General features: G+C 72.6%; 18 protein-coding genes. 2 read left to right on the forward strand and 16 right to left on the reverse strand.

Annotated features, from left to right (window positions below; translation table 11 throughout):
• Positions 1-11 precede the first annotated feature (11 nt).
• The 3 genes from ELX43_RS13845 to guaB form a co-directional block, all read right to left on the reverse strand.
• Positions 12-1760 carry a GMC family oxidoreductase gene (locus tag ELX43_RS13845; protein ID WP_127783929.1) on the reverse strand — a complete coding sequence of 583 codons (1749 nt, stop codon included), beginning with the start codon at positions 1758-1760 and terminating at the stop codon, positions 12-14.
• A gap of 106 nt (positions 1761-1866) precedes the next feature.
• Positions 1867-3015 (reverse strand): GuaB3 family IMP dehydrogenase-related protein, encoded by a 1149-nt coding sequence (locus tag ELX43_RS13850; protein ID WP_127783930.1) that lies wholly within the window; start codon positions 3013-3015, stop codon positions 1867-1869.
• Positions 3016-3113: 98 nt separating this feature from the next.
• On the reverse strand, positions 3114-4637 hold the full coding sequence (gene guaB, locus ELX43_RS13855; RefSeq protein WP_127783931.1) for an IMP dehydrogenase: 1524 nt from the start codon (positions 4635-4637) through the stop codon (positions 3114-3116).
• 115 nt (positions 4638-4752) lie between these two features.
• On the opposite strand from guaB, the gene ELX43_RS13860 reads away from it, so the two are divergent.
• Entirely contained in the window at positions 4753-5145 is a 393-nt protein-coding gene (locus tag ELX43_RS13860; RefSeq protein ID WP_127783932.1) for a DUF5319 domain-containing protein, read from the forward strand.
• Positions 5146-5293: 148 nt separating this feature from the next.
• On the opposite strand, the gene ELX43_RS13865 is transcribed toward ELX43_RS13860, so the two are convergent.
• The 5 genes from ELX43_RS13865 to groES all read right to left on the reverse strand — a co-directional run bounded on the left by ELX43_RS13865 (position 5294) and on the right by groES (position 10154).
• On the reverse strand, positions 5294-6352 hold the full coding sequence (locus ELX43_RS13865; RefSeq protein WP_127783933.1) for a hypothetical protein: 1059 nt from the start codon (positions 6350-6352) through the stop codon (positions 5294-5296).
• On the reverse strand, positions 6349-6933 hold the full coding sequence (locus ELX43_RS13870) for a sigma-70 family RNA polymerase sigma factor (protein WP_127783934.1): 585 nt from the start codon (positions 6931-6933) through the stop codon (positions 6349-6351). Before ELX43_RS13870 ends, ELX43_RS13865 begins: the two co-directional genes overlap by 4 nt.
• Before the next feature lie 143 nt (positions 6934-7076).
• Positions 7077-7904, reverse strand: coding sequence for a hypothetical protein (locus ELX43_RS13875; protein WP_206518021.1), 828 nt, complete (start codon positions 7902-7904; stop codon positions 7077-7079).
• A gap of 156 nt (positions 7905-8060) precedes the next feature.
• Positions 8061-9692 carry a chaperonin GroEL gene (gene groL / locus ELX43_RS13880; protein ID WP_127783935.1) on the reverse strand — a complete coding sequence of 544 codons (1632 nt, stop codon included), beginning with the start codon at positions 9690-9692 and terminating at the stop codon, positions 8061-8063.
• A 168-nt stretch (positions 9693-9860) separates the two neighbouring features.
• On the reverse strand, positions 9861-10154 hold the full coding sequence (groES, locus tag ELX43_RS13885) for a co-chaperone GroES (protein WP_127783936.1): 294 nt from the start codon (positions 10152-10154) through the stop codon (positions 9861-9863).
• A 295-nt stretch (positions 10155-10449) separates the two neighbouring features.
• Between groES and ELX43_RS13890 the strand changes: the two genes are divergently transcribed.
• Positions 10450-12252 (forward strand): TIGR03767 family metallophosphoesterase, encoded by a 1803-nt coding sequence (locus ELX43_RS13890; protein ID WP_241248984.1) that lies wholly within the window; start codon positions 10450-10452, stop codon positions 12250-12252.
• On the opposite strand, the gene tsaD is transcribed toward ELX43_RS13890, so the two are convergent.
• Genes tsaD through glmS form a run of 8 tightly spaced genes read right to left on the reverse strand, consistent with a single transcriptional unit; the run spans position 12233 to position 20618 of the window.
• Complete coding sequence (tsaD, locus tag ELX43_RS13895; RefSeq protein ID WP_127783938.1) at positions 12233-13267, reverse strand: tRNA (adenosine(37)-N6)-threonylcarbamoyltransferase complex transferase subunit TsaD; 1035 nt, start codon at positions 13265-13267, stop codon at positions 12233-12235. The genes ELX43_RS13890 and tsaD overlap by 20 nt on opposite strands.
• Entirely contained in the window at positions 13264-13785 is a 522-nt protein-coding gene (gene rimI, locus ELX43_RS13900; RefSeq protein WP_127783939.1) for a ribosomal protein S18-alanine N-acetyltransferase, read from the reverse strand. The genes tsaD and rimI overlap by 4 nt, the downstream gene beginning before the upstream one ends.
• Positions 13782-14459 (reverse strand): tRNA (adenosine(37)-N6)-threonylcarbamoyltransferase complex dimerization subunit type 1 TsaB, encoded by a 678-nt coding sequence (gene tsaB, locus ELX43_RS13905; RefSeq protein ID WP_127783940.1) that lies wholly within the window; start codon positions 14457-14459, stop codon positions 13782-13784. The genes rimI and tsaB overlap by 4 nt, the downstream gene beginning before the upstream one ends.
• Positions 14460-14470: 11 nt before the next feature.
• Positions 14471-14989, reverse strand: a complete 519-nt coding sequence (gene tsaE, locus ELX43_RS13910; protein ID WP_241248993.1) for a tRNA (adenosine(37)-N6)-threonylcarbamoyltransferase complex ATPase subunit type 1 TsaE — start codon at positions 14987-14989, stop codon at positions 14471-14473.
• 10 nt (positions 14990-14999) lie between these two features.
• Positions 15000-16046, reverse strand: coding sequence for an alpha/beta hydrolase (locus ELX43_RS13915; protein WP_127783942.1), 1047 nt, complete (start codon positions 16044-16046; stop codon positions 15000-15002).
• Positions 16043-17212 carry an alanine racemase gene (alr, locus tag ELX43_RS13920; protein ID WP_127784921.1) on the reverse strand — a complete coding sequence of 390 codons (1170 nt, stop codon included), beginning with the start codon at positions 17210-17212 and terminating at the stop codon, positions 16043-16045. The genes ELX43_RS13915 and alr overlap by 4 nt, the downstream gene beginning before the upstream one ends.
• A gap of 5 nt (positions 17213-17217) precedes the next feature.
• Complete coding sequence (locus tag ELX43_RS13925; protein WP_241248995.1) at positions 17218-18717, reverse strand: NAD(P)H-hydrate dehydratase; 1500 nt, start codon at positions 18715-18717, stop codon at positions 17218-17220.
• Positions 18718-18755: 38 nt separating this feature from the next.
• Positions 18756-20618 carry a glutamine--fructose-6-phosphate transaminase (isomerizing) gene (glmS, locus tag ELX43_RS13930; RefSeq protein WP_127783943.1) on the reverse strand — a complete coding sequence of 621 codons (1863 nt, stop codon included), beginning with the start codon at positions 20616-20618 and terminating at the stop codon, positions 18756-18758.
• Between the last annotated feature and the right edge of the window lie 84 nt (positions 20619-20702).

Below are 20702 nucleotides of genomic sequence, written 5' to 3' on the forward strand. Positions count from 1 at the left end.
TAGAGACCGGCTCAGCTCGCCTTCACGGCCGTGTCGGTCTTGGTGGCCGGGTTCACCACGGTCAGCGGCAGCCGCAGGGCTGCGGGGGCGTCGGCGGGCACCACCGGGCGCACCGGAGCCACCGGCGCCAGGCGCTGGTAGGGAGCGCCCTGGCTCGGCCGGCGGTCCACCTCACCCTTGTTCGGCCACAGCGAGAAGGCGCGCTCGGCCTGGGCGGTGATGCTCAGCGACGGGTTCACGCCGAGGTTCGCCGAGATCGCGGCACCGTCGACGATGCTCAGGCCCGGGTAGCCGTGCACCCGGTGGTACGGGTCGATCACGCCGTTCTCCGGGGAGTCGGAGATGGCGCAGCCGCCCAGGAAGTGGGCGGTCAGGGGGATGTCGAAGATCTCCCCCCAGGTGCCGCCCGGGATGCCGTCGATCTGCTTGGCCATCCGGCGCACGGCGTCGTTGCCGGCCGGGATCCAGCTGGGGTTGGGCTCGCCGTGGCCCTGCCTGCTGCTGAGCTTGCGGCCGAACAGGCCCCGCTTGGTGAAGGTGGTGATGGAGTTGTCCAGGTTCTGCATCACCAGCGCGATGATGGTGCGCTCGCTCCACCGCTTCACCGGCAGCATCTTCAGCAGCAGGACGGGGTGGCGGGCCACCGAGCCCAGGAACTTCGCCCACCGCGGCACCCGGCCACCACCGTCGGTCTGCAGCGTCTGCAGCAGGCCCATCACGTTGGACCCCTTGCCGTACCGCACCGGCTCGATGTGGGTCATCTCGTCGGGGTGGAAGGAGGACGTGATGGCCACGCCGGTGCTGAAGTTGCGATCAGGGTCGACGGTGTAGCGCCCGGCACCGACGATCGACTCGGAGTTGGTGCGGGTGAGCTCACCCAGCTTGGGCGAGAGCTTCGGCAGCACGCCGGAGTCCTTCATCGCGAACAACAGGTTCTGGGTGCCCCAGGTGCCCGCCGCCAGCACCACCTGCTGAGCGGTGATGGTGCGTCGGTGCTTGCGGGCCCAGGCACCGGTGCGCTCGGTGGTGACGGCCCAGGTGCCGTCGGCGCGCTGCTGCACGGCGGTCGCCGTGGTCAGCGGCAGCACCTCGGCGCCGGCCCGCTCGGCCAGCCCCAGGTAGTTCTTCACCAGGGTGTTCTTGGCGCCCACCCGGCAGCCGGTCATGCAGGCACCGCACTCGGTGCACCCGGTGCGCTCCGGTCCCACGCCGCCGAAGTAGGGATCGGCGCTGACCTCGCCGGGCTTGTCGAAGAACACCCCGATCGGGGTGGGGCCGAAGGTGTCGCCCACCCCCATCTCCTCGGCGACGGCCTTCATCACGTGGTCCGACGGCGTCATGTTCGGGCTGGAGATCACGCCGAACATCCGCTGCGCCTGCTCGTAGAACGGGGTGAGCTCGGCCCGCCAGTCGGTGATGTGCGCCCACTGCTTGTCCCGGAAGAACGGCTCACCCGGCTGGTACAGCGTGTTGGCGTAGACCAGCGATCCGCCGCCCACACCGGATCCGGCCAGGATGAGCACGTCACGCAGCAGGTGCAGCCGCTGGATGCCGAAGCAGCCGAGCCGGGGCGCCCAGAGGTACTTGCGCAGGTCCCAGGAGGTCGTGGCGAAGTCCTCGTCGGTGAAGCGGCGGCCGGCCTCGAGCACGCCGACGCGGTAGCCCTTCTCCGTCAGCCGCAGGGCAGCGACGCTGCCGCCGAAGCCGGACCCGACCACCAGCACGTCGTAGTCCGTCTGCTGTCCCGGTGGCTTGCTCACCCGTGCTCCTACCCGCTCGAACGTCAGTTACCTGTGAACGGGTGTCACCTTAACCCGGCCACCGGAAACGTTCGTCCGGAAGGGCACGGGAGGTTCGGCAGCCGGGTCAGGCCCGGACGGACAGCCCGACCCGCTGGAACTCCTTGAGGTCGGAGTAGCCGGCCTTGGCCATGGAGCGACGCAGTCCACCGACCAGGTTGACCGTGCCGAACGGGTCGTCCGACGGGCCGGCGAGCACCTGCTGCAGCGGGGGGCGGTTCTGCGCCACCGCCACCGGCATGACCGCGCCACGGGGCATGGAGGGGTGCGCAGCGGCGGAGGGCCAGTACCAGCCGGCTCCCGGCGCCTCGGCGGCCGCGGCCAGCGGAGCGCCCAGCATGACGGCGTCGGCACCGCAGGCGATCGCCTTGGCCATGTCCCCGGCGCCGTAGATGTCGCCGTCGGCGATGACGTGCACGTAGCGCCCGCCGGTCTCGTCCAGGTAGTCCCGGCGCGCCGCGGCGGCGTCGGCGATGGCGGTGGCCATCGGGATGCCGATGCCCAGGACGTCACCGGTGGTGGTGGCACCCTCGCAGGCGCCGTAGCCGACGATCACGCCCGCGGCACCCGTGCGCATCAGGTGCAGCGCGGTGCGGTGGTCGCTCACGCCGCCGGCCACCACGGGGATGTCCAGCTCGGCGATGAAGGTCTTGAGGTTGAGCGCGTCCGGCTTGCCGGACTCCCGGCCCACGTGCTCGGCGGAGATGATGGTGCCCTGCACCACCAGCAGGTCGATTCCCGCGGCGAGCAGGGTGGGGGTCAGCGACGCGGCGTTCTGCGGGCTGACCCGCACCGCGGTGGTGACCCCGGCGGCGCGCACCTTGGCGATGGCCTCGGCCAGCAGGTCCGGCTGCAGCGGAGCGGCGTGCAGCTCCTGCAGCAGGCGGATGACCTCCGAGGGGTCGTGGGCGCGTGCGGCCAGGTCGGTGACCCGCTCCAGCTGCGACTCCACGTCGGCGTGCCGGGCCCACAGCCCCTCCGCGTTGAGCACCCCCAGCCCGCCCTGGCGGCCTAGCTCGATGGCCATCGCCGGCGACACCACTGCGTCGGTGGGGTGGGACAGCACGGGCACCTCGAACCGGTAGGCGTCGAGCTGCCAGGCCGTCGACACCTCCTTGGAGGAGCGGGTGCGGCGGGAGGGAACGATGTTGACGTCGTTCAGCTCGTAGGTGCGTTGGGCGGTGCGGCCCATGCCGATCTCAACGAGGTCGCGCACGTGCGCCCCTTTCTGGGGTGTCAGGTGGTGCTCAGGGACTGGTGCTCAGGGAGGTGGACCGCCCGACGAGCGTCGGGCGGTCCAGCGCGGCTGGCCGGCTAGCGGCTGGCGTAGTTGGGCGCCTCGACGGTCATGGTGACGTCGTGCGGGTGGCTCTCCTTGAGCCCCGCTGCGGTGATCTGCACGAAGCGGGCCTGCTGCAGCTGCTCGATGGTGTCCGAGCCGGTGTAGCCCATGGCCGAGCGCAGACCGCCGATGAGCTGGTGCGTCACCTGCTCCAGCGGGCCGCGGAAGGGCACCCGGCCCTCGATGCCCTCCGGAACCAGCTTGTCCTCGGAGAGCACGTCGTCCTGGAAGTAGCGGTCCTTGGAGAAGGACTGGGTCTGCCCCCGGCTCTGCATGGCGCCCAGCGAGCCCATGCCTCGGTAGGTCTTGAACTGCTTGCCGCCCACCAGCACCAGCTCACCCGGTGACTCGGCGGTGCCGGCCAGCAGGGAGCCGAGCATCACGCTGCTCGCCCCGGCGGCGAGCGCCTTGGCGATGTCGCCGGAGAACTGCAGGCCACCGTCGGCGATCACCGGCACACCAGCAGGCCGGCACACAGCAGCCGCCTCCAGGATGGCCGTGACCTGCGGGGCGCCCACGCCGGCGACCACCCGGGTGGTGCAGATGCTGCCGGGACCGACCCCGACCTTGACCGCGTCCGCGCCGGCCTCGACCAGCGCTGCGGCGCCCTCGCGGGTGGCGACGTTGCCGCCCATCACCTGCACGCGGTCACCGACCTCGGACTTCAGCTTGGCCACCATGTCCAGCACCGGGCGGCTGTGCCCGTGCGCGGTGTCCACCACGAGCACGTCCACCCCGGCGTCGATCAGGGCCATCGAGCGCTGCCAGGCGTCGTCGCCGATGCCGACCGCGGCACCGACGAGGAGGCGGCCGTCGCGGTCCTTGGTGGCGTCCGGGTACTTCTCGGTCTTGACGAAGTCCTTGACCGTGATGAGTCCGCGCAGCGCACCGTCACCGTCCACGATCGGCAGCTTCTCCAGCTTGTGCCGGCGCAGCAGGCCGAGCGCGGCCTCCGCGGTGACCCCGACCTGCGCCGTGATCAGCGGGGCCCGGGTCATCACCTCGCCGACCTTGCGGTTCTGGTCGGGCTCGAAGCGCATGTCGCGGTTGGTGATGATGCCGACCAGCGCGCCGGCGTCGTCGGTGACGGGCAGCCCGGAGATGCGGAAGCGCGCACACATCGCGTTGACCGTGGCCAGGGTGTCCTCGGGCGAGCACGTCACCGGATCGGTGACCATGCCGGCCTCGGAGCGCTTGACCGTCTCCACCTGGGTGGCCTGGTCCTGCCACGAGAGGTTGCGGTGCAGCACTCCCATGCCGCCAACGCGGGCCATCGCGATGGCCATCCGCGACTCGGTGACGGTGTCCATCGCCGAGCTGATCAGCGGGACGCTGATCCGGATGCCCTTGGTCAGCTGGGTGGAGGTGTCCGCCTCGTTGCGCATGATCTCCGACGCTGCCGGCAGCAGCAGCACGTCGTCGAAGGTCAGCCCCAGCATCGCGACCTTGCCTGGGTCGTCTCCCCCGGTGTGAACGGGTCCTGCTGCACTGCTCATCAGTTCGGCCTCCTGCTTTGCCCACGCTCGCCCAGCCGGCCCCATCGGGGCCGAAGTGCTAGACCTGCATCGTATCGGCTAGCAGTTCGGGCCTTCTCCTGCGTACCGTGTAGGCGTGCGTGATCAACTGCCTCCTGGACTGCCGCCCGACCCCTTCGCAGGCGACCCGGCGGACCCCTCTGCTGCCCTGGATGCGCTGGAGCCCGGCGAGCCGCTGGACGACGAGGAACGCCACGCGGTGGAGGAGGACCTCGCCGACCTCGCCGTCTACGAGGCCCTGCTGGGCCACCGGGGCGTGCGCGGCCTGGTGGTCTCCTGCGAGGACTGCCAGCAGGAGCACTACCACGACTGGGACATGCTGCGCGCCAACCTCTTGCAGCTGCTCGTGGACGGCACGGTGCGCCCGCACGAGCCCGCCTACGATCCGCAGCCTGACTCCTACGTCACCTGGGACTACTGCCGCGGCTACGCCGACGCGGTCACCGGCAACGACCCGATCGGTTCCTAGCCGGCGGCGCCCCTCGGAGGAGCAGTCCGGGGCTGCCAGCACCACGACAGTGCGCCCCCACCCAGCGGGTGGGGGCGCACTGTGCTGCCTTGTCGCGGCTCAGTGACTACCTCGTCACAGAGTGACCAGAATCGCCACGAACCGCCGCTCAACCGCCGGGCTGGACCGTGGTGAAGCCGGTGGTCGCGGTGCTGCTGGAGGTCATCCCGCTGGGCGTGGCGCCGCTCGGGGTGAGCTCGCTGGTGTCCGGCGCGGCCGGGGTGTCCAGGATCGTCGACGGCGGCAGCGGCTCGTCGGTGGTGACCGGCGGAGGCGGTGACGGGAGCGGCGGTTCGGTGGTGGTGGTCCCCGGAGCTGGCACCACCTCCGGCGGGGGCACGGTGGCCGGCGGCGGCACGACCACCGTCTCGGTCAGGGTGGGGCTGGCCGGCGAGGGCGACGGCGACGGCGGGCTGGTGGTGCCACGGGTGTCGGTCGGCTCGGTGGTCGTCCTGGGCGGTGTGGTGGAGGACCCTGCGCCCGGTGTGGTGCTGGTGGTGGGGTCCGGCGGGGTGGTGGTGGTGGCCGGGCTCGGCGGGGTGGTGCTCGGCGGTGCCGGGGCGGGGACGGCCGGTGCACCGGTGTGGGCCACCTGCGCCGACAGTGCCACGTAGAGGGTGGCGAGCAGCTCGCGGCCCTCTCCGGAACCCACCGAGCGCAGCGCCTCGCCGGCACGACTCAGCGCCTCCGCCGCGGCGGCGGGTGAGCCGGCGCGGATCTCCCGGGCCGCGACCTGCAGGTCGCTCTGGGCCTGGTCGGCCGCCACCACGGACTTGGCGTGCTCGGCGTAGACCACCTGGGTGACGCCCCACAACGTGTCGCCGGGCCGTGCGTCGTGGGCCAGCAGCGCCACGCCGGACAGGGCGATGCCCACGACCGCAGCAGCGGCGGTGACCGGAGTGAGCAGCCGGCGGCGGTGGGCCGGGCGCTGCACCGTGGCCAGCGCGCTCTCCGCGGTGAACAGGTCAGGCTGCACGGGCAGCGGCTCGGACTCGATGTCGCGCCGCCACGCGAGGACCATCCGGGCCAGGGCGTCGTCGCCGGGTCGGGTCTCGAACCGCTGCAGGGACTGGATCAGGTTCTCGTCCGCCTGCAGGTCGGCAAGGCTCTCGGGCACGGGAAGGTCCGATGCCTGGAAGTCGTCGGGGCGTCGTGGCTCGTCGCTCATCGCAGGTCATCTCCTTCCGTCGTTGCCGCTAGCGTCGTCTTGAGCTTGGCCAGTCCTCGGTGCTGGGCCACGCGGACCGCACCGGCGGTGCTGCCCACCGCTGCCGCGGTCTCCTCGGCGGACATTCCCACCACCAGCCGCAACACCAGTATCTCGCGCTGGCGCTCCGGAAGCGTGTCCAGCAGGACCGTCATCCGCCGGGCAGCCTCGGAGTCCAGGGCCCGCTGCTCCGGACCGTCCAGCTCAGTCGGGGTGTCAGGTACGTCGGCCACCGGTTCCGACTTGTTTCGAGCGACGCCGCGGTGAGCATCGGCGACCTTGTGCGAGGCGATCCCGTAGACGAACGCCAAGAACGGACGGCCCTCGTCGCGGTAGCGCGGGAGCGCTGTGATCACGGCGAGACACACCTCCTGGACGACGTCATCCGCCGAGACGTAGCCCCGTTGCGAAGAGCCCACTCGCGCCCGGCAGTACCGGGCGACAATGGGACGGATCGTTTCCAGGAGACGAGCCAGAGCGACCCGGTCGCCGCGCGCGGCAGCGGAGGCGTCGGCATCCAACCTGTCTCCCGCTATGTCCATCGCGTCTGTTATCTCCAGCGTTACACCTCCACGCGCTACGTGGTGGAGACAGCGGTCGGAGCCCGGATCTTCTCCGCTGTTCACACCGTAGTCGTTGGGGCCCTCCGGAATCACGACCTTGGCCAGACAAGCACCGGCGAGGCTCAGCGCAAAGGGCCGCCCCGACGGGCCAGGCGCTGCTCGGCGGCGGCCAGGTCCACCCCCAGGGCCTCGGCGCGCACCGACCCGGTCGGCTGCAGCGCCCGCAGCAGCATCCCGGCCGCCCACTCCAGCGGCAGCAGCCCGTGGTGGTGGGCTTGGGCGAGCACCTCCGCGGCCAGTGGCGCACCGCCGTCCGTGCCACGGGCCGCGGCGTGCACCAGCCGCGACTTCACCTGGTGCCGCACCGACGGGCACCGGTGCGCCAGCGCGTCGGCCAGCTCCCCGTGCTCGCGGGCCCCGGCGATGTCGTCGGCGCAGAGCGCGGTCTCGGCGCTCACCCAGTGCCACCGCAGGCGGGCGCGCCACCCTGCTCCCGCCTCGGCAGCGGCCAGCTCGGCACCCAGCTCTTCGGCAACGTCCAGCTCGTCCCGACAGCGGGCGAGCAGCCGCTGAGACACTCGTACCTGGGCGCTGCCGAGGGCGTCCGCGGCCAGCCCCAGCAGCGCGTCGCAGCGCGCGGCCGCGGCCTCCGGGGCCGACCCAGCCAGCAGCAGGGCACGCCCGTCCCAGGGTTTGGCCGCCGTGTGGCCGCCCAGCTGGCGCAGGTGCGACGCCCGGGTGCTGCTGGCCAGGGACGCCAACGAGTCGGTGCCGGCCCCGGCAGTCACCAGTCGCAGCTCAGCCTCCGCAGCCGCGTACCGGCCCTGCCCGCCCAGCGCGACCGCTCGCCACCACCGACCGTGCTGGGAGGAGGGCTCCGGGAGCACGGCGCGCTCCGGGCAGCCGCCGAAGGCCGCCTGCCACAGCACGGTGTCCGGGTTGTCGATCACGCTGTCCACTGTGTCCCCTGCCTGGTGGTGTGCCGGCATCCGTTCGCGAGTTCGCGAAGTCCGACCGGACGGACGAGGGCCGCTCCCCCGAGACGGGAGAGCGGCCCTCTGGTCGGCACCGTCAGTGCCTACCTGGTGAATCTGGTGTCCGGTGGGTCAGTGACCGTGGCCGTGGCCGTGCCCGTGGCCGTGGTTGCCGGCCTCCTCGGGCTCGCGCTCCTTCTTCTCCACGACGGCGCTCTCCGTGGTGAGCACCATCCTGGCGATGGAGGCGGCGTTGATCACGGCGGAGCGGGTGACCTTGACCGGGTCCACCACGCCGTCGGCGATCAGGTCGCCGTAGGTGAGGGTGGCGGCGTTGAAGCCCTGGCCCTGCGGCAGGTCGGCGACCTTGCTGACGATGACCGAGCCCTCCTCGCCGGCGTTGCTGGCGATCCAGAACAGCGGGGCCGACAGCGCGGTGCGCACGACGCCGACGCCGGTAGCCTCGTCGCCGGTGAAGCCGAGGTTGTCGGACAGCACCTGGGAGGCGTGCACCAGCGCGGAGCCGCCGCCGGGGACGATGCCCTCCTCCACCGCAGCCTTGGCGGCCGCGACAGCGTCCTCCACGCGATGCTTGCGCTCCTTGAGCGCGGTCTCGGTGGCCGCACCAACCTTGACCACGGCGATGCCACCGGCCAGCTTCGCGAGGCGCTCCTCGAGCTTCTCGCGGTCCCAGTCGGAGTCGGTCTCCTCGACCTCGCGACGCAGCTGCGCCACCCGGCCGGCGATGTCGTCCTCGGTGCCGGCACCGTCCACGATGGTGGTGTCGTCCTTGGTGACCACGATGCGGCGGGCGCGGCCCAGCGAGTCCAGACCGGCGTCCTTGAGGGTCAGGCCCACCTCGGCGGTGATGACCGTGCCGCCGGTGACGACCGCCAGGTCGTCCAGGAACGCCTTGCGGCGGTCGCCGAAGAACGGCGCCTTGACCGCACAGGCCTTGACGGTCTTGCGGATCGAGTTGACCACCAGGGTGGACAGGGCCTCGCCCTCGATGTCCTCGGCGATGATGAGGACCGGCTTGCCGCTCTCGGCGATCTTCTCCAGCAGCGGGAGCAGGTCGGCGAGGGCACTGATCTTCTCGCGGTGCAGCAGGATGTAGGCGTCCTCGAGCACAGCCTGCATCGACTCGGTGTCGGTGACGAAGTAGGGCGAGATGTAGCCCTTGTCGAACTGCACGCCCTCGGTCACCACGAGCTCGTCGGCCAGGGTGGAGGACTCCTCCACGGTGACGACGCCGTCCACGCCGACCACGGTCATGGCCTCGCCGACCATGTGGCCGATCCCCTCGTCGCGCGAGGAGACGGTGGCGACCTGGGCGATGGCCTCGGCGCCGACCACCGGGGTGGCGCGCTCGATGAGTGTCTCGGCGATCTTGGCCGCAGCGGCCTCGATGCCCTTGCCCATGGCCATCGGGTTGGCACCGGCAGCGACGTTGCGCAGCCCCGCCCGCACCATGGCCTGGGCCAGCACGGTCGCGGTGGTGGTGCCGTCGCCGGCGACGTCGTTGGTCTTGGTCGCGACGCTCTTCACCAGCTGCGCGCCGAGGTTCTCGAAGGAGTCCTCGAGGTCGATCTCGCGAGCGATGGTCACACCGTCGTTGGTGACCGTCGGTCCGCCGAAGCTCTTGGCCAGCACCACGTGCCGGCCGCGCGGGCCGAGGGTGACCTTGACTGCGTCGGCGAGCTTGTCGACGCCGCGCTCCATCGCGCGGCGGACGGTCTCGTTGAACTCGATCTCTTTCGCCATGTTGTTCCTATGCTCCCTGTCCGGGAAGTTCGGCGCCGCTGGCGCCTGGTGGATTCTGTGCGGGGACCACCCCGCACCGGTGGAGATCCGTGCGTGACGTGATCAATGCGCTCCGCCCCGGGGCTCGGCTCAGTGAACCGGGCCGCCGGGGCGGGGCGTGGAGGCTTCTTACTTGCTGACGACGGCCAGCACGTCGCGGGCCGAGAGGATCAGGTACTCCTCGCCGGAGTACTTGATCTCGGTGCCGCCGTACTTGCTGTAGATGACCACGTCGCCGGGGGCGACGTCCACGGGGATGCGGTCACCCTTCTCGCTGATGCGGCCGGGGCCGACTGCGACGACGGTGCCCTCCTGGGGCTTCTCCTTGGCCGTGTCAGGGATGACCAGGCCGGAGGCGGTCGTCGTCTCAGCCTCGTTGGCCTGGACGAGGATCTTGTCCTCGAGCGGCTTGATGTTCGCCACGGTAGACCTCCACTTTCAGGGGTCGAAACGTGCCGGGGCCATCCCCGGCACTGGGGTGATCACAGCTCAGTGCAACAACCCGACGGCGTCGTCGTCGCGGGAGCCGATGCCGGCCGGGTGTTGGTTGGCACTCTATACGTGCGAGTGCCAGCCCTCAACAACAGCCGCGCGGGCGGCGGTGAACGGTGCGCCCAGCAGCGTCGTGTCGCCCGCTGTGTCCGTCACCACATCCAGTGCCCCAGCGGGCAGGATGGCGGCGGAGCAGCACGACGCAGGTGTCAGACGAGGAGCAGCGGTGACTCAGCACGGGCAGAACGGCTGGAGCAGAAGGAAGTTCCTCGGTGCCGCAGGCGCAGCGGGGGCGTTGTGGGCGGTCGGCACCGCAGGCCCCGCCCAGGCCGTCGACCGCGCCGTCCGGCGCACCGCGGCGCGCGCGGTGACCACCGCGGGCACCACCCTGGAGGCGGTGGCCACCCGAGTCTCCGCCACCGGCTACACCCGCCTGACTGCCGGTCCTGGCTGGCCGCTGGTGGTGCGCACGGACCTGGCCCCCGCTGGCGCCGGCCGCGACGACGCCCGCACCCCGCTGGCGTCCTTCGTGCAGCTGACCGACGTGCACGTGATCGACACCGAGAGCCCGGTGCGCTTCGAGTACGTGCACCCCTTCAACGGCTCGGCCCACCGTCCGCAGGAGACGCTGGGGACTCAGGGCACCTCGGCCCTGATCCGCCGGATCAACTCGCTGGCGCGCACGGGCGGCCCGTTCACCGGCCGCCCGTTCGACTGCCTGGTGTCCACCGGGGACAACACCGACAACTACGAGCAGGTGGAGCTGGACTGGTTCCTCACCTCCTACAACGGCGGGACCATCACCCCCACCACTGGCGACCTGACCCGCTACGAGGGCGTGCAGAGCTCCGGGGTGCCGCTGTACTGGAACCCGGCCTCGCCGTCACCCGACCTCTACAAGGACAAGGGCTTCCCCCAGCTGCCCGGGCTGCTCGACGCCGCCATCCGTCCCTTCACCACCGAGGGCATCGACCTGCCCTGGTACAGCGTGTTCGGCAACCACGACAACAGCGTGCAGGGCACCCTGCCCCCTGGCATCCCGTTCTTCGACGACGCCTTCACCGGCAACCAGAAGATCATGGGCCCCAGCTCCATGGCGGCGGCGCAGAAGCTGGTGTCCGCGATGGAGACGGACCCGCAGGCAGTGGCCGGAATGGTCCCGGAGACCGCTGGCCTGGTCCGCACGGTCACTCCGGACGCGCGGCGGCGGCCGTTCACCCCGCGGGAGTACATCCGGGCCCACCTCGACCCCGCCAACGCCGGCCGGCACGGCCCGGTGGGGCACGGCTTCACCCCGGGCAGCGACGTCAGCGGCATCGCCTACTACACGTTCGAGATCGCCCCGGGCGTCGTGGGGATCACGATGGACTCGACCAACCGCATCGGCTTCACCGAGGGGTCCCTGGGGGAGGCACAGCTGCGCTGGATCGAGCGGACCCTGGTCGCCGGCAGCAGCCGCTACTTCGACGCCGCGGGCAACGAGACCCGCCACTCGGTGAGCGACACCTACTTCGTGCTGTTCAGCCACCACACCTCGACCACCATGAACAACCTGCTGCCCGACCCGGAGAACCTCCTGGAGGCGCGCCACAGCGGGGCGGAGCTGGTGGCGCTGCTGCAGCGCTTCCCCAACGTGCTCGCCTGGGTCAACGGCCACAGCCACCAGAACCTGATCACCGCACGGCGGGGTCCGGACCCCGAGCGCAGCTTCTGGGAGATCAACACCGCCTCGCACATCGACTACCCGCAGCACGCGCGCCTGCTGGAGGTGGTGGACAACGCCGACGGCACGCTGTCCCTCTTCACCACGCTGGTGGAGGCGGAGAGCCCGTACCAGGCCAGCTACACCGACGGCTCCCCGCAGGGGCTGGCCTCGCTGTACCGGGAGCTGGCGTTCAACGACATCCACGCCGACCCCGAGCGCATGGGGGCGCCGGCGGACCACAACACCGAGCTGCTGGTGCCCAACCCGCTGGGCGCACGTGCGATGGCCACTGCTCCCCGCTCGCTCACCGCAGACTGGTGGTGACCGCCAGCGCAGGGTCGGTGGCGATGTCCAGCCGCGACGCCGGGGCGCCTGCCGCCACCAGGTGAGCGCCGAGCGCGGCGACCATCGCGCCGTTGTCGGTGCACAGCCCCGGCCGGGGCACCCGCAGCCGAAGGCCGGCATCGGCGCAGCGCGACTCGGCCATCGCCCGCAGCCGGGAGTTGGCGGCCACGCCGCCGCCGATCATCAGCGTGTCCACGCCGACGTCCCTGGCGGCCCGGATCGCCTTGCGGGTCAGCACGTCGGCCACCGCCTCCTGGAAGGAGGCGGCCACGTCGGCGCGCGGCACCGGCGTGCCGGCCCGCTCCAGGGCCTCCACGTGCCGGGCGACCGCGGTCTTCAGCCCGGAGAAGGAGAAGTCGTGGCGGGAGTCGCGGGGGCCCATCATCGCCCGCGGGAACGCCACCGCGTCGGGGTTGCCCTCCCGTGCCATCCGGTCCAGGGCCGGCCCACCGGGAAAGCCCAGGCCGAGCAGCCGGGCCACCTTGTCGAAGGCCTCCCCCGCGGCGTCGTCCACTGTGGAGCCGAGCGGGCGCACCGGCTGGGCGAGGTCGGTGACCTCCAGGATGCTGGAGTGCCCGCCCGAGACCAGCAGCGCCAGGCAGGGCGGCAGCGGGCCGTGCTCGAGGGTGTCCACCGCGACGTGCGAACCCAGGTGGTTCACGCCGTAGAAGGGCACGTCCCAGGCGGCGGCGTAGGCCTTGGCCGCGGCCACGCCGACCAGCAGCGCGCCGGCCAGGCCCGGGCCGGCGGTCACCGCCACCGCGTCCGGGCGCCGCACGCCGGCCTGGGCCAGCGCGCGGTGCACGGTGGGGGCCATCGCCTCCAGGTGGGCCCGCGAGGCGACCTCGGGCACCACGCCGCCGAAGCGGGCGTGCTCGTCCACGCTGGAGGCCACCGCGTCGGCCAGCAGGGTCACCGAGCCGTCGTCGGCCAGGCGCACCACGCCGACACCGGTCTCGTCGCAGCTGGTCTCGATGCCGAGCACGATGGTCATGGCTGCGCCTCCTGGGCGGGTCGTTCGGAGTCGCCGGTGCGGGTGGCGGCGGGCCGGCGCATGGTGAAGGCGTCCGCCCCGCTGGGCTGGTAGTAGCGAGGCCGTCGGCCCACCACCTCGAAGCCGCGGTCGGCGTACAGCGCCTGCGCCGCGGTGTTGTCGGTGCGCACCTCCAGCCAGGTCTCGCCGCCGTGCGCGTCGGCCACCCGCAGCAGCTCGGTCAGCAGCAGCGCCCCGATGCCGTGGCGCTGGTGGGCGGGGTCGACGCCGATGGTGTGCACCTCGTTCTCCGGGTCGCCGGCCCGGCCCAGCCGGGCGATGCCGGCGTAGCCCACCAGCAGCCCGTCCGGCCCGCCCAGGTGGGCGGTGACGTAGTGGTTGTGCGGCTGGGCCAGCTCGCTGTGGAAGGCCTGCTCGCTCCACGGGTCCTCGCCGGGGAACAGCACCTCCTCCAGCTCGGCACAGCGGGCGGCGTCGGCGGGGCGCATGGCCACCAGCACCACGTCCTGGCCCGTCATCGCTGCGGTACCGCGGGCACCCGCGGGGCAGCGGCCACCGCGTCGGGGCGGCGCAGGTACAGCGGGACGAGCGGCTCCGGAGCGGCGTTGCTGCGCAGCGCGGGGGCCGCCAGCGCCACCATCGCGGCGGGGTCCGGGCTGGTCGGGCCCACCACGGGCAGGTCGAACAGGGCGGCGTGGGTGGGCGAGCCCGCCACGGCCGTGGCGCCCGCGGCGTCCACCGCGTCCGGGCGGGCCACGGCGGGGCCGGCGACTCGCACACCGTCGCGGTAGCGGGCCCAGTAGAGCTCGCGCCGGCGTGCGTCGGTCACCACCAGCAGCTCGGCGTCCGCGGCTGGGCTCTCCACGGCACCGGCGACGGCGTCCAGGCTGCACACGCCGTGCACCGGGATCGCCAGGGCGTCGCCGAAGGCCACCGCCGTCACCATGCCCACCCGCAGGCCGGTGTACGGACCCGGCCCGGTGCCGCAGACCACCGCGTCGAGGTCAGCCGGGGTCCGCCCGGTCTCGGCCAGGCACTGCAGCACCTGAGGCGTGAGCACCTCGGAGTGGGCACGGGGATCGTGGGTCTGCCGTGCGGCGAGAACCTCGGGGTGGGAAGTCGGCTCGGCGGACAGCTGCACCAGCGCCGCGAGCACCGTGGGGGTGGACGTGTCCACCGCGAGCACCAGCATGATGGTTCAGGCTACTCGGCGGTGCTGGTCACACCGGTGCCCCGCCGCTCCGGGCCGGGCCCGCGGCTCTCGGGCTCCCGGCCCTGCACCCACTGCACGGTGGCGGTGCGCACCTCGCTGTCGGGGGCGCGCTCCAGCCGCACCAGCAGGTGGCGCTCGGCCAGGTGCTCCACCACTCCCTGGCCCCACTCCACCACCACCACCGCGTCCACCAGGTCGTTGTCCAGGTCCAGCGCGTCCAGCTCCCCGCTGAGGTCGCCGCTGAGCGCCTCGGTGACCCCCAGCCGGTAGGCGTCCACGTGCACCAGCGGGATGCCCCGTGTCCCGGCCGCGTGCTCCCTGGCGATGATGAACGTGGGCGAGGTGACCGGTCCGCGCACGCCCAGCCCTGCCGCGATCCCCCGCACCAGCGCGGTCTTGCCCGCACCCAGCGGCCCGTCCAGCACCACCAGGTCCCCCGCAGACAGCTCCCGGCCCAGCCGCACCCCGAGCGCCTCGGTGTCGGCGACGGTGGGCAGCAGCTCAGGCACGGGCGGCAGCTCAGGCACGAGCGGCGGTGCGCCGGCGGCGGGGGCCGCGCACCTCGGTGATCAGGTCGAGCACGGCGCCGTTGACCAGGGTCGCGCGCTCCAGCTGCAGCAGGTGCCCGGCCCCGGGCACCCGGGTGAGCCGCGCGTCGGCCAGCGCCTTGCCGATCACCGCGGTGTGCCGGTACGGGGTGAGCCGGTCGGCGTCGCCACAGAGCACGATGATGGGCCGACCGGCGACGGCGCCCAGTGCATCCAGCTCGTCATGGTCGGCCAGGGTAGGCAGGAAGTCGAACACCGTCTTCGCCGGGGTGCTGGCGATCATCCGCTCGGTGAACTCCACCACGGTCCGGCTGGTGGTGCGGTCGCCGTAGGACATGGCCCGGACGATGGGCGCGAGCAGGACGTTCACCGGGGGCCGGCCCCGCTGCACCAGGTCGGGGCCGAGGTTTCCCGCCCAGCGCAGCGCCCCGATCAGCGGGTTGCGGGCGGACAGGCTCATCCGCGACGGTGCCATGCCGTTGGCCGCGGTGGCGATGAAGGCCACTCCGGCGATCTGGGAGTCGAACAGCTCCGGGCGCTGCCGGGCCAGCGCCATGATGGTCATGCCGCCCATCGAGTGACCCACCAGCACCACCGGGCCGGTCGGGGCGACGGTGCGCAGCACCGCCTGCAGGTCGCGGCCCAGCTGGTCGATGGTGCAGTTCTCCGCGTCGGAGGTGCCGGAGCGTCCGTGGCTGCGCTGGTCGTAGAAGACCAGCCGGGCGTCGGTGCGCTGCGGCAGGTCGCGGCGCTGGAAGTACCACGAGCCCATGTTCAGGCAGAACCCGTGCACGAACACCACGGTCAGCGGGGCGTCCGGGCTGCCCGTCTCCTCCACCCGCAGCGGCACACCGTCGTCCGCGGCCACCGTGGACACCCGGTCCACGGGCAGCAGGCCGAAGCCGTCCACCGTGTACGGGGAGGCGCCGAGCCGGCGGACGGCCTCCAGGTGCACGGTCGCCGCGGCTGCCACCCCCACCGCGCCGCTGGCGAGACCGGCGCGCCGCCAGCCGCTCACGCCCGGCCGCCGGTGTACCTGCGCCGCACCCGTCCCCGCACGGACGTGACCACTTCGTAGTGGATGGTGCCCAGCTTGGTGGCCCACTCCTGGGCGAGGGGCTCGTCGCGCTCGTCCGAGCCGAAGAACACCGCGGTGTCGCCCTCCTGCACCCCACCGCCGTCGGGGCCGCAGTCCACCACCACCTGGTCCATGCAGACCCGCCCGACCACCGGCCGGCGGCGGCCCCCCAGCTGCACCTCGAGGTTGTTGCTGAGCACCCGCGGGATCCCGTCGGCGTAGCCGATCGGCAGCAGGGCCACCGTGGTGTCCTGCGGGGCGGACCACAGGTGGCCGTAGGACACGCCCTCCCCCGCAGACACCCGCTTGACCAGCGCCACCCGGGAGCGCAGCGACATCGCCGGGCGCAGCCCGAAGCCGCCCGCCTCGGGCACCGGGGAGAGTCCGTAGACGGCGATGCCCGGGCGGACCATGTCGAAGGCCAGGTCGCTGCGGGTGAGGGTGGCGGCGGAGTTGGCCAGGTGCACCACCTCGAGGTCCAGCCCGGCCCGGCGGGCCTGCTCGGCGCCGGCCTGCAGCCGCTGGGCCTGGACGCTGATCACGGGGTGCTCGGGCTCGTCGGCGAAGATCAGGTGGGAGAACATCCCGCGCACCCGGATGGCGCCCTCCGCCTGGGCGCGCACCAGCTCGGCCAGCAGCTCGGGCCACTCGGTGGTGCTGGCGCCGTTGCGGTTGAGACCGGTGTCCAGCTTGACGGTGACCACCGCGGTGCGCCCGGCCGTGCGGGCGCCGGCGACGATGGCGGCGAGGTGGCGGCGCGAGGACACGCCCAGCTCGACGTCGGCGGCGATGGCGGGAGCGAAGTCCTCGTCCACCAGGTGCATCCAGGACAGCACCGGGGCGGTGATGCCGGCGTTGCGCAGCACCATCGCCTCCTCCAGCGTGGTCACGCCGAGCTCGCGGGCTCCGGCGGCGAGCGCGGTGCGGGCGACCTCGACGGCGCCGTGGCCGTAGCCGTCGGCCTTGACCACCGCCATCACCGCGGCGCTGCCGGCGTGCTCGCGCAGCACGCCCACGTTGTGCGCGATGGCATCGAGGTCCACCAGGGCCTCGGCTCGCGGCGTGCTCGTGGTCGCCTCGGTGTCGTTGATCAGTGCCCCGCTCATCCCGCTCATCTGCTTCTTCCTGCGTCGGTGCTCGTGGTGTCGTGGTGCTGGGCCGCCCGGCACTGCCGGATGGCCTCGGACAGGTGGTCCGCCAGCGGGGTGGCCGACGTCGGCGCACCTGCCGCGGCCAGCTCCGCGGCCAGGGCATGCACGTGGGCTCCGGCGCCAGCGGCGGTCAGCGGGTCCAACCCGCTGGCGAGCAGGGCGCCGAGCACCCCGGAGAGCACGTCCCCCGAGCCGGCGGTCGCTGCCCACCCACCGGCGGCGACGTTGACCAGCGCGTCGCCGGCGGGGGTGGCGATGATGGTGGTGGAACCCTTGAGCAGCACCGTGGCGTCCAGGCGCCGGGCGGCCGCGCGCACCGCACCCAGGCGGTCGGGGCCGACGTCACCGCCCACCAGGCGGGCGAACTCCCCCGCGTGCGGAGTCAGCAGCACCGGCGCGGTGCGCCGGGCCAACAGCTCGGGGTGCTCGGCGAGCACCGTGGTGCCGTCGGCGTCCACCAGCACGGGCACCCCTGCGGCGAGGACGTGCTCCAGCACGGCGACGGACTCCGCCCCCGTGCCCAGGCCGGGACCCACCACCCAGGCCTGCACCCGACCAGCGTCGGCGACGCTGCTGACCGCCACCACCTCGGGCCGGTGCGCCAGCACCGCGTCCGCTCCGGTGCCGGCGTAGCGCACCATCCCCGAGGTGGCGGCCACCGCACCGGAGGTGGCGAGCACCGCGGCGCCGGGGTACTGCGCGGAGCCGGCGGCCACCCCGACCACACCCTGGCTGTACTTGTCGTCCTCGCGGCCCGGCACCGGCCACAGTCGGCCCACCTCGGCCCGCTCCAGGCTGCCCAGCGTGGCCGGCGGCAGCTCCAGCCCCAGCGGCACCAGCTCCACCCGTCCGCAGTGGCTCGCGGCGAGCAGGTGCACCGGCTTGCGGGAGCCGAAGGTCACCGTCACCGCGGCGCGCACGGCTGACCCCTGCACCACGCCGGTGTCGGGGTGGACGCCGCTGGGCAGGTCCACCGCGACGATGGGCGCCCGCACCGCCGCGACCAGCGCTGCCGCGGTGGGGCGCAGGCCTCCGCTGGCCCCCAGGCCCACGATGCCGTCGACCACCAGGTCGGCCTCCGCCACTCCGGCCGTGTCCACCAGCTCAGGGACCGGCACCTCGGGGTCCTCCGGCGCAGTCACCACCTGCCCGCCGGCGAGCAGGAAGGCTCGCAGGGCAGCTGCGTGGGTCTTGTCCGGGGACAGCAGGACCGCGCGCACCCCCACTCCCCGCCGCTGCAGGAAGTGCCCCGCCCACAGGGCGTCGCCACCGTTGCCGCCGGCGCCGACCAGCAGCACCACCTGCCGCCCGCTCGCACCACCGCAGCGCGTGCGCAGCTCGGCGAGCACCGTGGTGGCGAGGCCGAAGGCGGCCCGACGCATCAGCGCGTTCTCCGGGGTGCGAGCGAGGACGGCTCCCTCGGCGGCCCGGACGGCTGCTACGTCGTGCGCCTCAAGCACGCGATGTCACTCCCGGACTGCTCGTTGCGCGCGCGAGGTCATTCCACGGTCACCGACTTGGCCAGGTTGCGCGGCTTGTCCACGTCGTACCCGCGGGCCTGCGCCACCTCGGCGGCGAAGACCTGCAGCGGCACCGTGGACACCAACGGCTGCAGCAGCGTGGGCACGGCCGGGATCTCGATCAGGTCGTCGGCGTAGGGACGCACCGTCTCGTCGCCCTCCTCGGCGATCACCACGGTGCGCGCCCCGCGCGCCTGGATCTCCCGGATGTTGCTCATCATCTTGGAGTGCAGCAGCGGCCGACTCTTGGGCGAGGGCATCACCACGATGACCGGCAGGTCGTCCTCGATCAGCGCGATGGGACCGTGCTTGAGCTCACCGGCCGCGAAGCCCTCGGCGTGCATGTAGGCGAGCTCCTTCAGCTTGAGCGCACCCTCCAGCGCCACTGGGTACCCCACGTGGCGCCCCAGGAACAGCACGGCGGGGGCGTTGACCAGCTCACGGGCCAGCGCACGGACCGGCTCCACCGTCTTGAGCACCCGAGCGATCGCGTCGGGCATGGCCTCCAGCTCGGCGAACTCCCGCGCCACCTCGTCGGGATACTTGGTCCCCCGCGCCTGCGCCAGCGCCAGACCCACCAGGTAGCTCGCGGTGATCTGGGCCAGGAAGCACTTGGTGGAGGCCACCCCGATCTCCGGGCCGGCCCGGGTGTAGAGCACGGCGTCAGCCTCGCGCGGGATCTGGGCGCCGTTGGTGTTGCACACCGCCAGCACGCGAGCCTTCTGGTCCTTGGCGTGCCGCACTGCCTCGAGGGTGTCGGCGGTCTCGCCGGACTGGGAGATCGCCACCACCAGCGTGGAGCGGTCCAGCACCGGGTCGCGGTAGCGGAACTCGCTCGCCAACTCCACCTCGACGGGCAGGCGCGTCCAGTGCTCGATGGCGTACTTGGCGAGCAGCCCAGCGTGGTAGGCCGTCCCGCAGGCCACCACGAAGACCTTGTCCACGTCACGCAGGTCGCCGTCGCTGATGCGCTGCTCGTCCAGCACGATGCGGTTGTCGACGAAGTGCCCCAGCAGGGTGTTGGCCACCGCTGCCGGCTGCTCCTCGATCTCCTTGAGCATGAAGTAGTCGTGGCCGCCCTTCTCGACGGCCTCCAGGTCCCAGTCCACGTGGAACGGACGGGTCTCCACGTCGTTGCCGGCGAAGTCGGTGACGTGGTAGCCCTCGGCGGTGACCACCACCACCTGGTCCTGGCCCAGCTCGACCGCGTCACGCGTGTAGGTGAAGAAGGCGGCGACGTCGGAGGCCACAAAGGTCTCGCCCTTGCCCACTCCCACCACCAGCGGGGTGGCGCGGCGAGCGGCGACGATGGTGTCCGGGTGGTCGGCGTGGGTGAAGACCAGGGTGTAGGCGCCCTCCAGCCGGCGGCAGACGGCGCGCACGGAGGCCGGGAAGTCGCCGGCACTCTCCCCGGCGGCGTAGGCCCGGGCCACCAGGTGCGCGGCGGTCTCGGAGTCGGTGTCGCTCTGCAGCTCGACGCCGGCGCTCTCCAGCTCCTCCCGCAGGTCCACGAAGTTCTCGATGATGCCGTTGTGCACCACCCCGACCTTGGCGGTGGCATCGACGTGGGGGTGGGCGTTGCGGTCGGTGGGCTTGCCGTGGGTGGCCCAGCGGGTGTGCCCCATCCCGGTGGTGCCGGCGAACGCGCCGTCAGCGTGGGTGGTCAGCTGGGCCTCCAGGTTGGCCAGCGCGCCAGCCTTGCGGTCGACGATGGTGTGACCCGCGCCGTCCACCACGGCGATACCGGCGGAGTCGTAGCCGCGGTACTCCATTCGCCGCAGCCCTTCCATGACTACCTCAGCCGCCTGGCGATGGCCCACGTACCCCACGATTCCGCACATACCTCTGAGACTACTGGCGCTGCCGTCCGTTGCTGAGCACCACACCCAGGGTGAGCCAGTGACAAATCGGATACCGTCACTGCC

The sequence above is a fragment of the Rhodococcus sp. X156 genome (assembly GCF_004006015.1).
In the GTDB taxonomy this organism is placed as follows: domain Bacteria; phylum Actinomycetota; class Actinomycetes; order Mycobacteriales; family Mycobacteriaceae; genus X156.

What these genes read in the sequence shown, in the direction of transcription:
- guaB (WP_127783931.1), bottom strand. Translation starts at nt 4,637, where the DNA reads ATGAGCAGTGCAGCAGGACCCGTTCACACCGGGGGAGACGACCCAGGC.
- ELX43_RS13865 (WP_127783933.1), bottom strand. Translation starts at nt 6,352, where the DNA reads ATGAGCGACGAGCCACGACGCCCCGACGACTTCCAGGCATCGGACCTT.
- ELX43_RS13870 (WP_127783934.1), bottom strand. Translation starts at nt 6,933, where the DNA reads ATGGACATAGCGGGAGACAGGTTGGATGCCGACGCCTCCGCTGCCGCG.
- groL (WP_127783935.1), bottom strand. Translation starts at nt 9,692, where the DNA reads ATGGCGAAAGAGATCGAGTTCAACGAGACCGTCCGCCGCGCGATGGAG.
- tsaD (WP_127783938.1), bottom strand. Translation starts at nt 13,267, where the DNA reads ATGACCATCGTGCTCGGCATCGAGACCAGCTGCGACGAGACCGGTGTC.
- rimI (WP_127783939.1), bottom strand. Translation starts at nt 13,785, where the DNA reads ATGACGGGCCAGGACGTGGTGCTGGTGGCCATGCGCCCCGCCGACGCC.
- tsaB (WP_127783940.1), bottom strand. Translation starts at nt 14,459, where the DNA reads ATGCTGGTGCTCGCGGTGGACACGTCCACCCCCACGGTGCTCGCGGCG.
- alr (WP_127784921.1), bottom strand. Translation starts at nt 17,212, where the DNA reads ATGAGCGGGGCACTGATCAACGACACCGAGGCGACCACGAGCACGCCG.
- glmS (WP_127783943.1), bottom strand. Translation starts at nt 20,618, where the DNA reads ATGTGCGGAATCGTGGGGTACGTGGGCCATCGCCAGGCGGCTGAGGTA.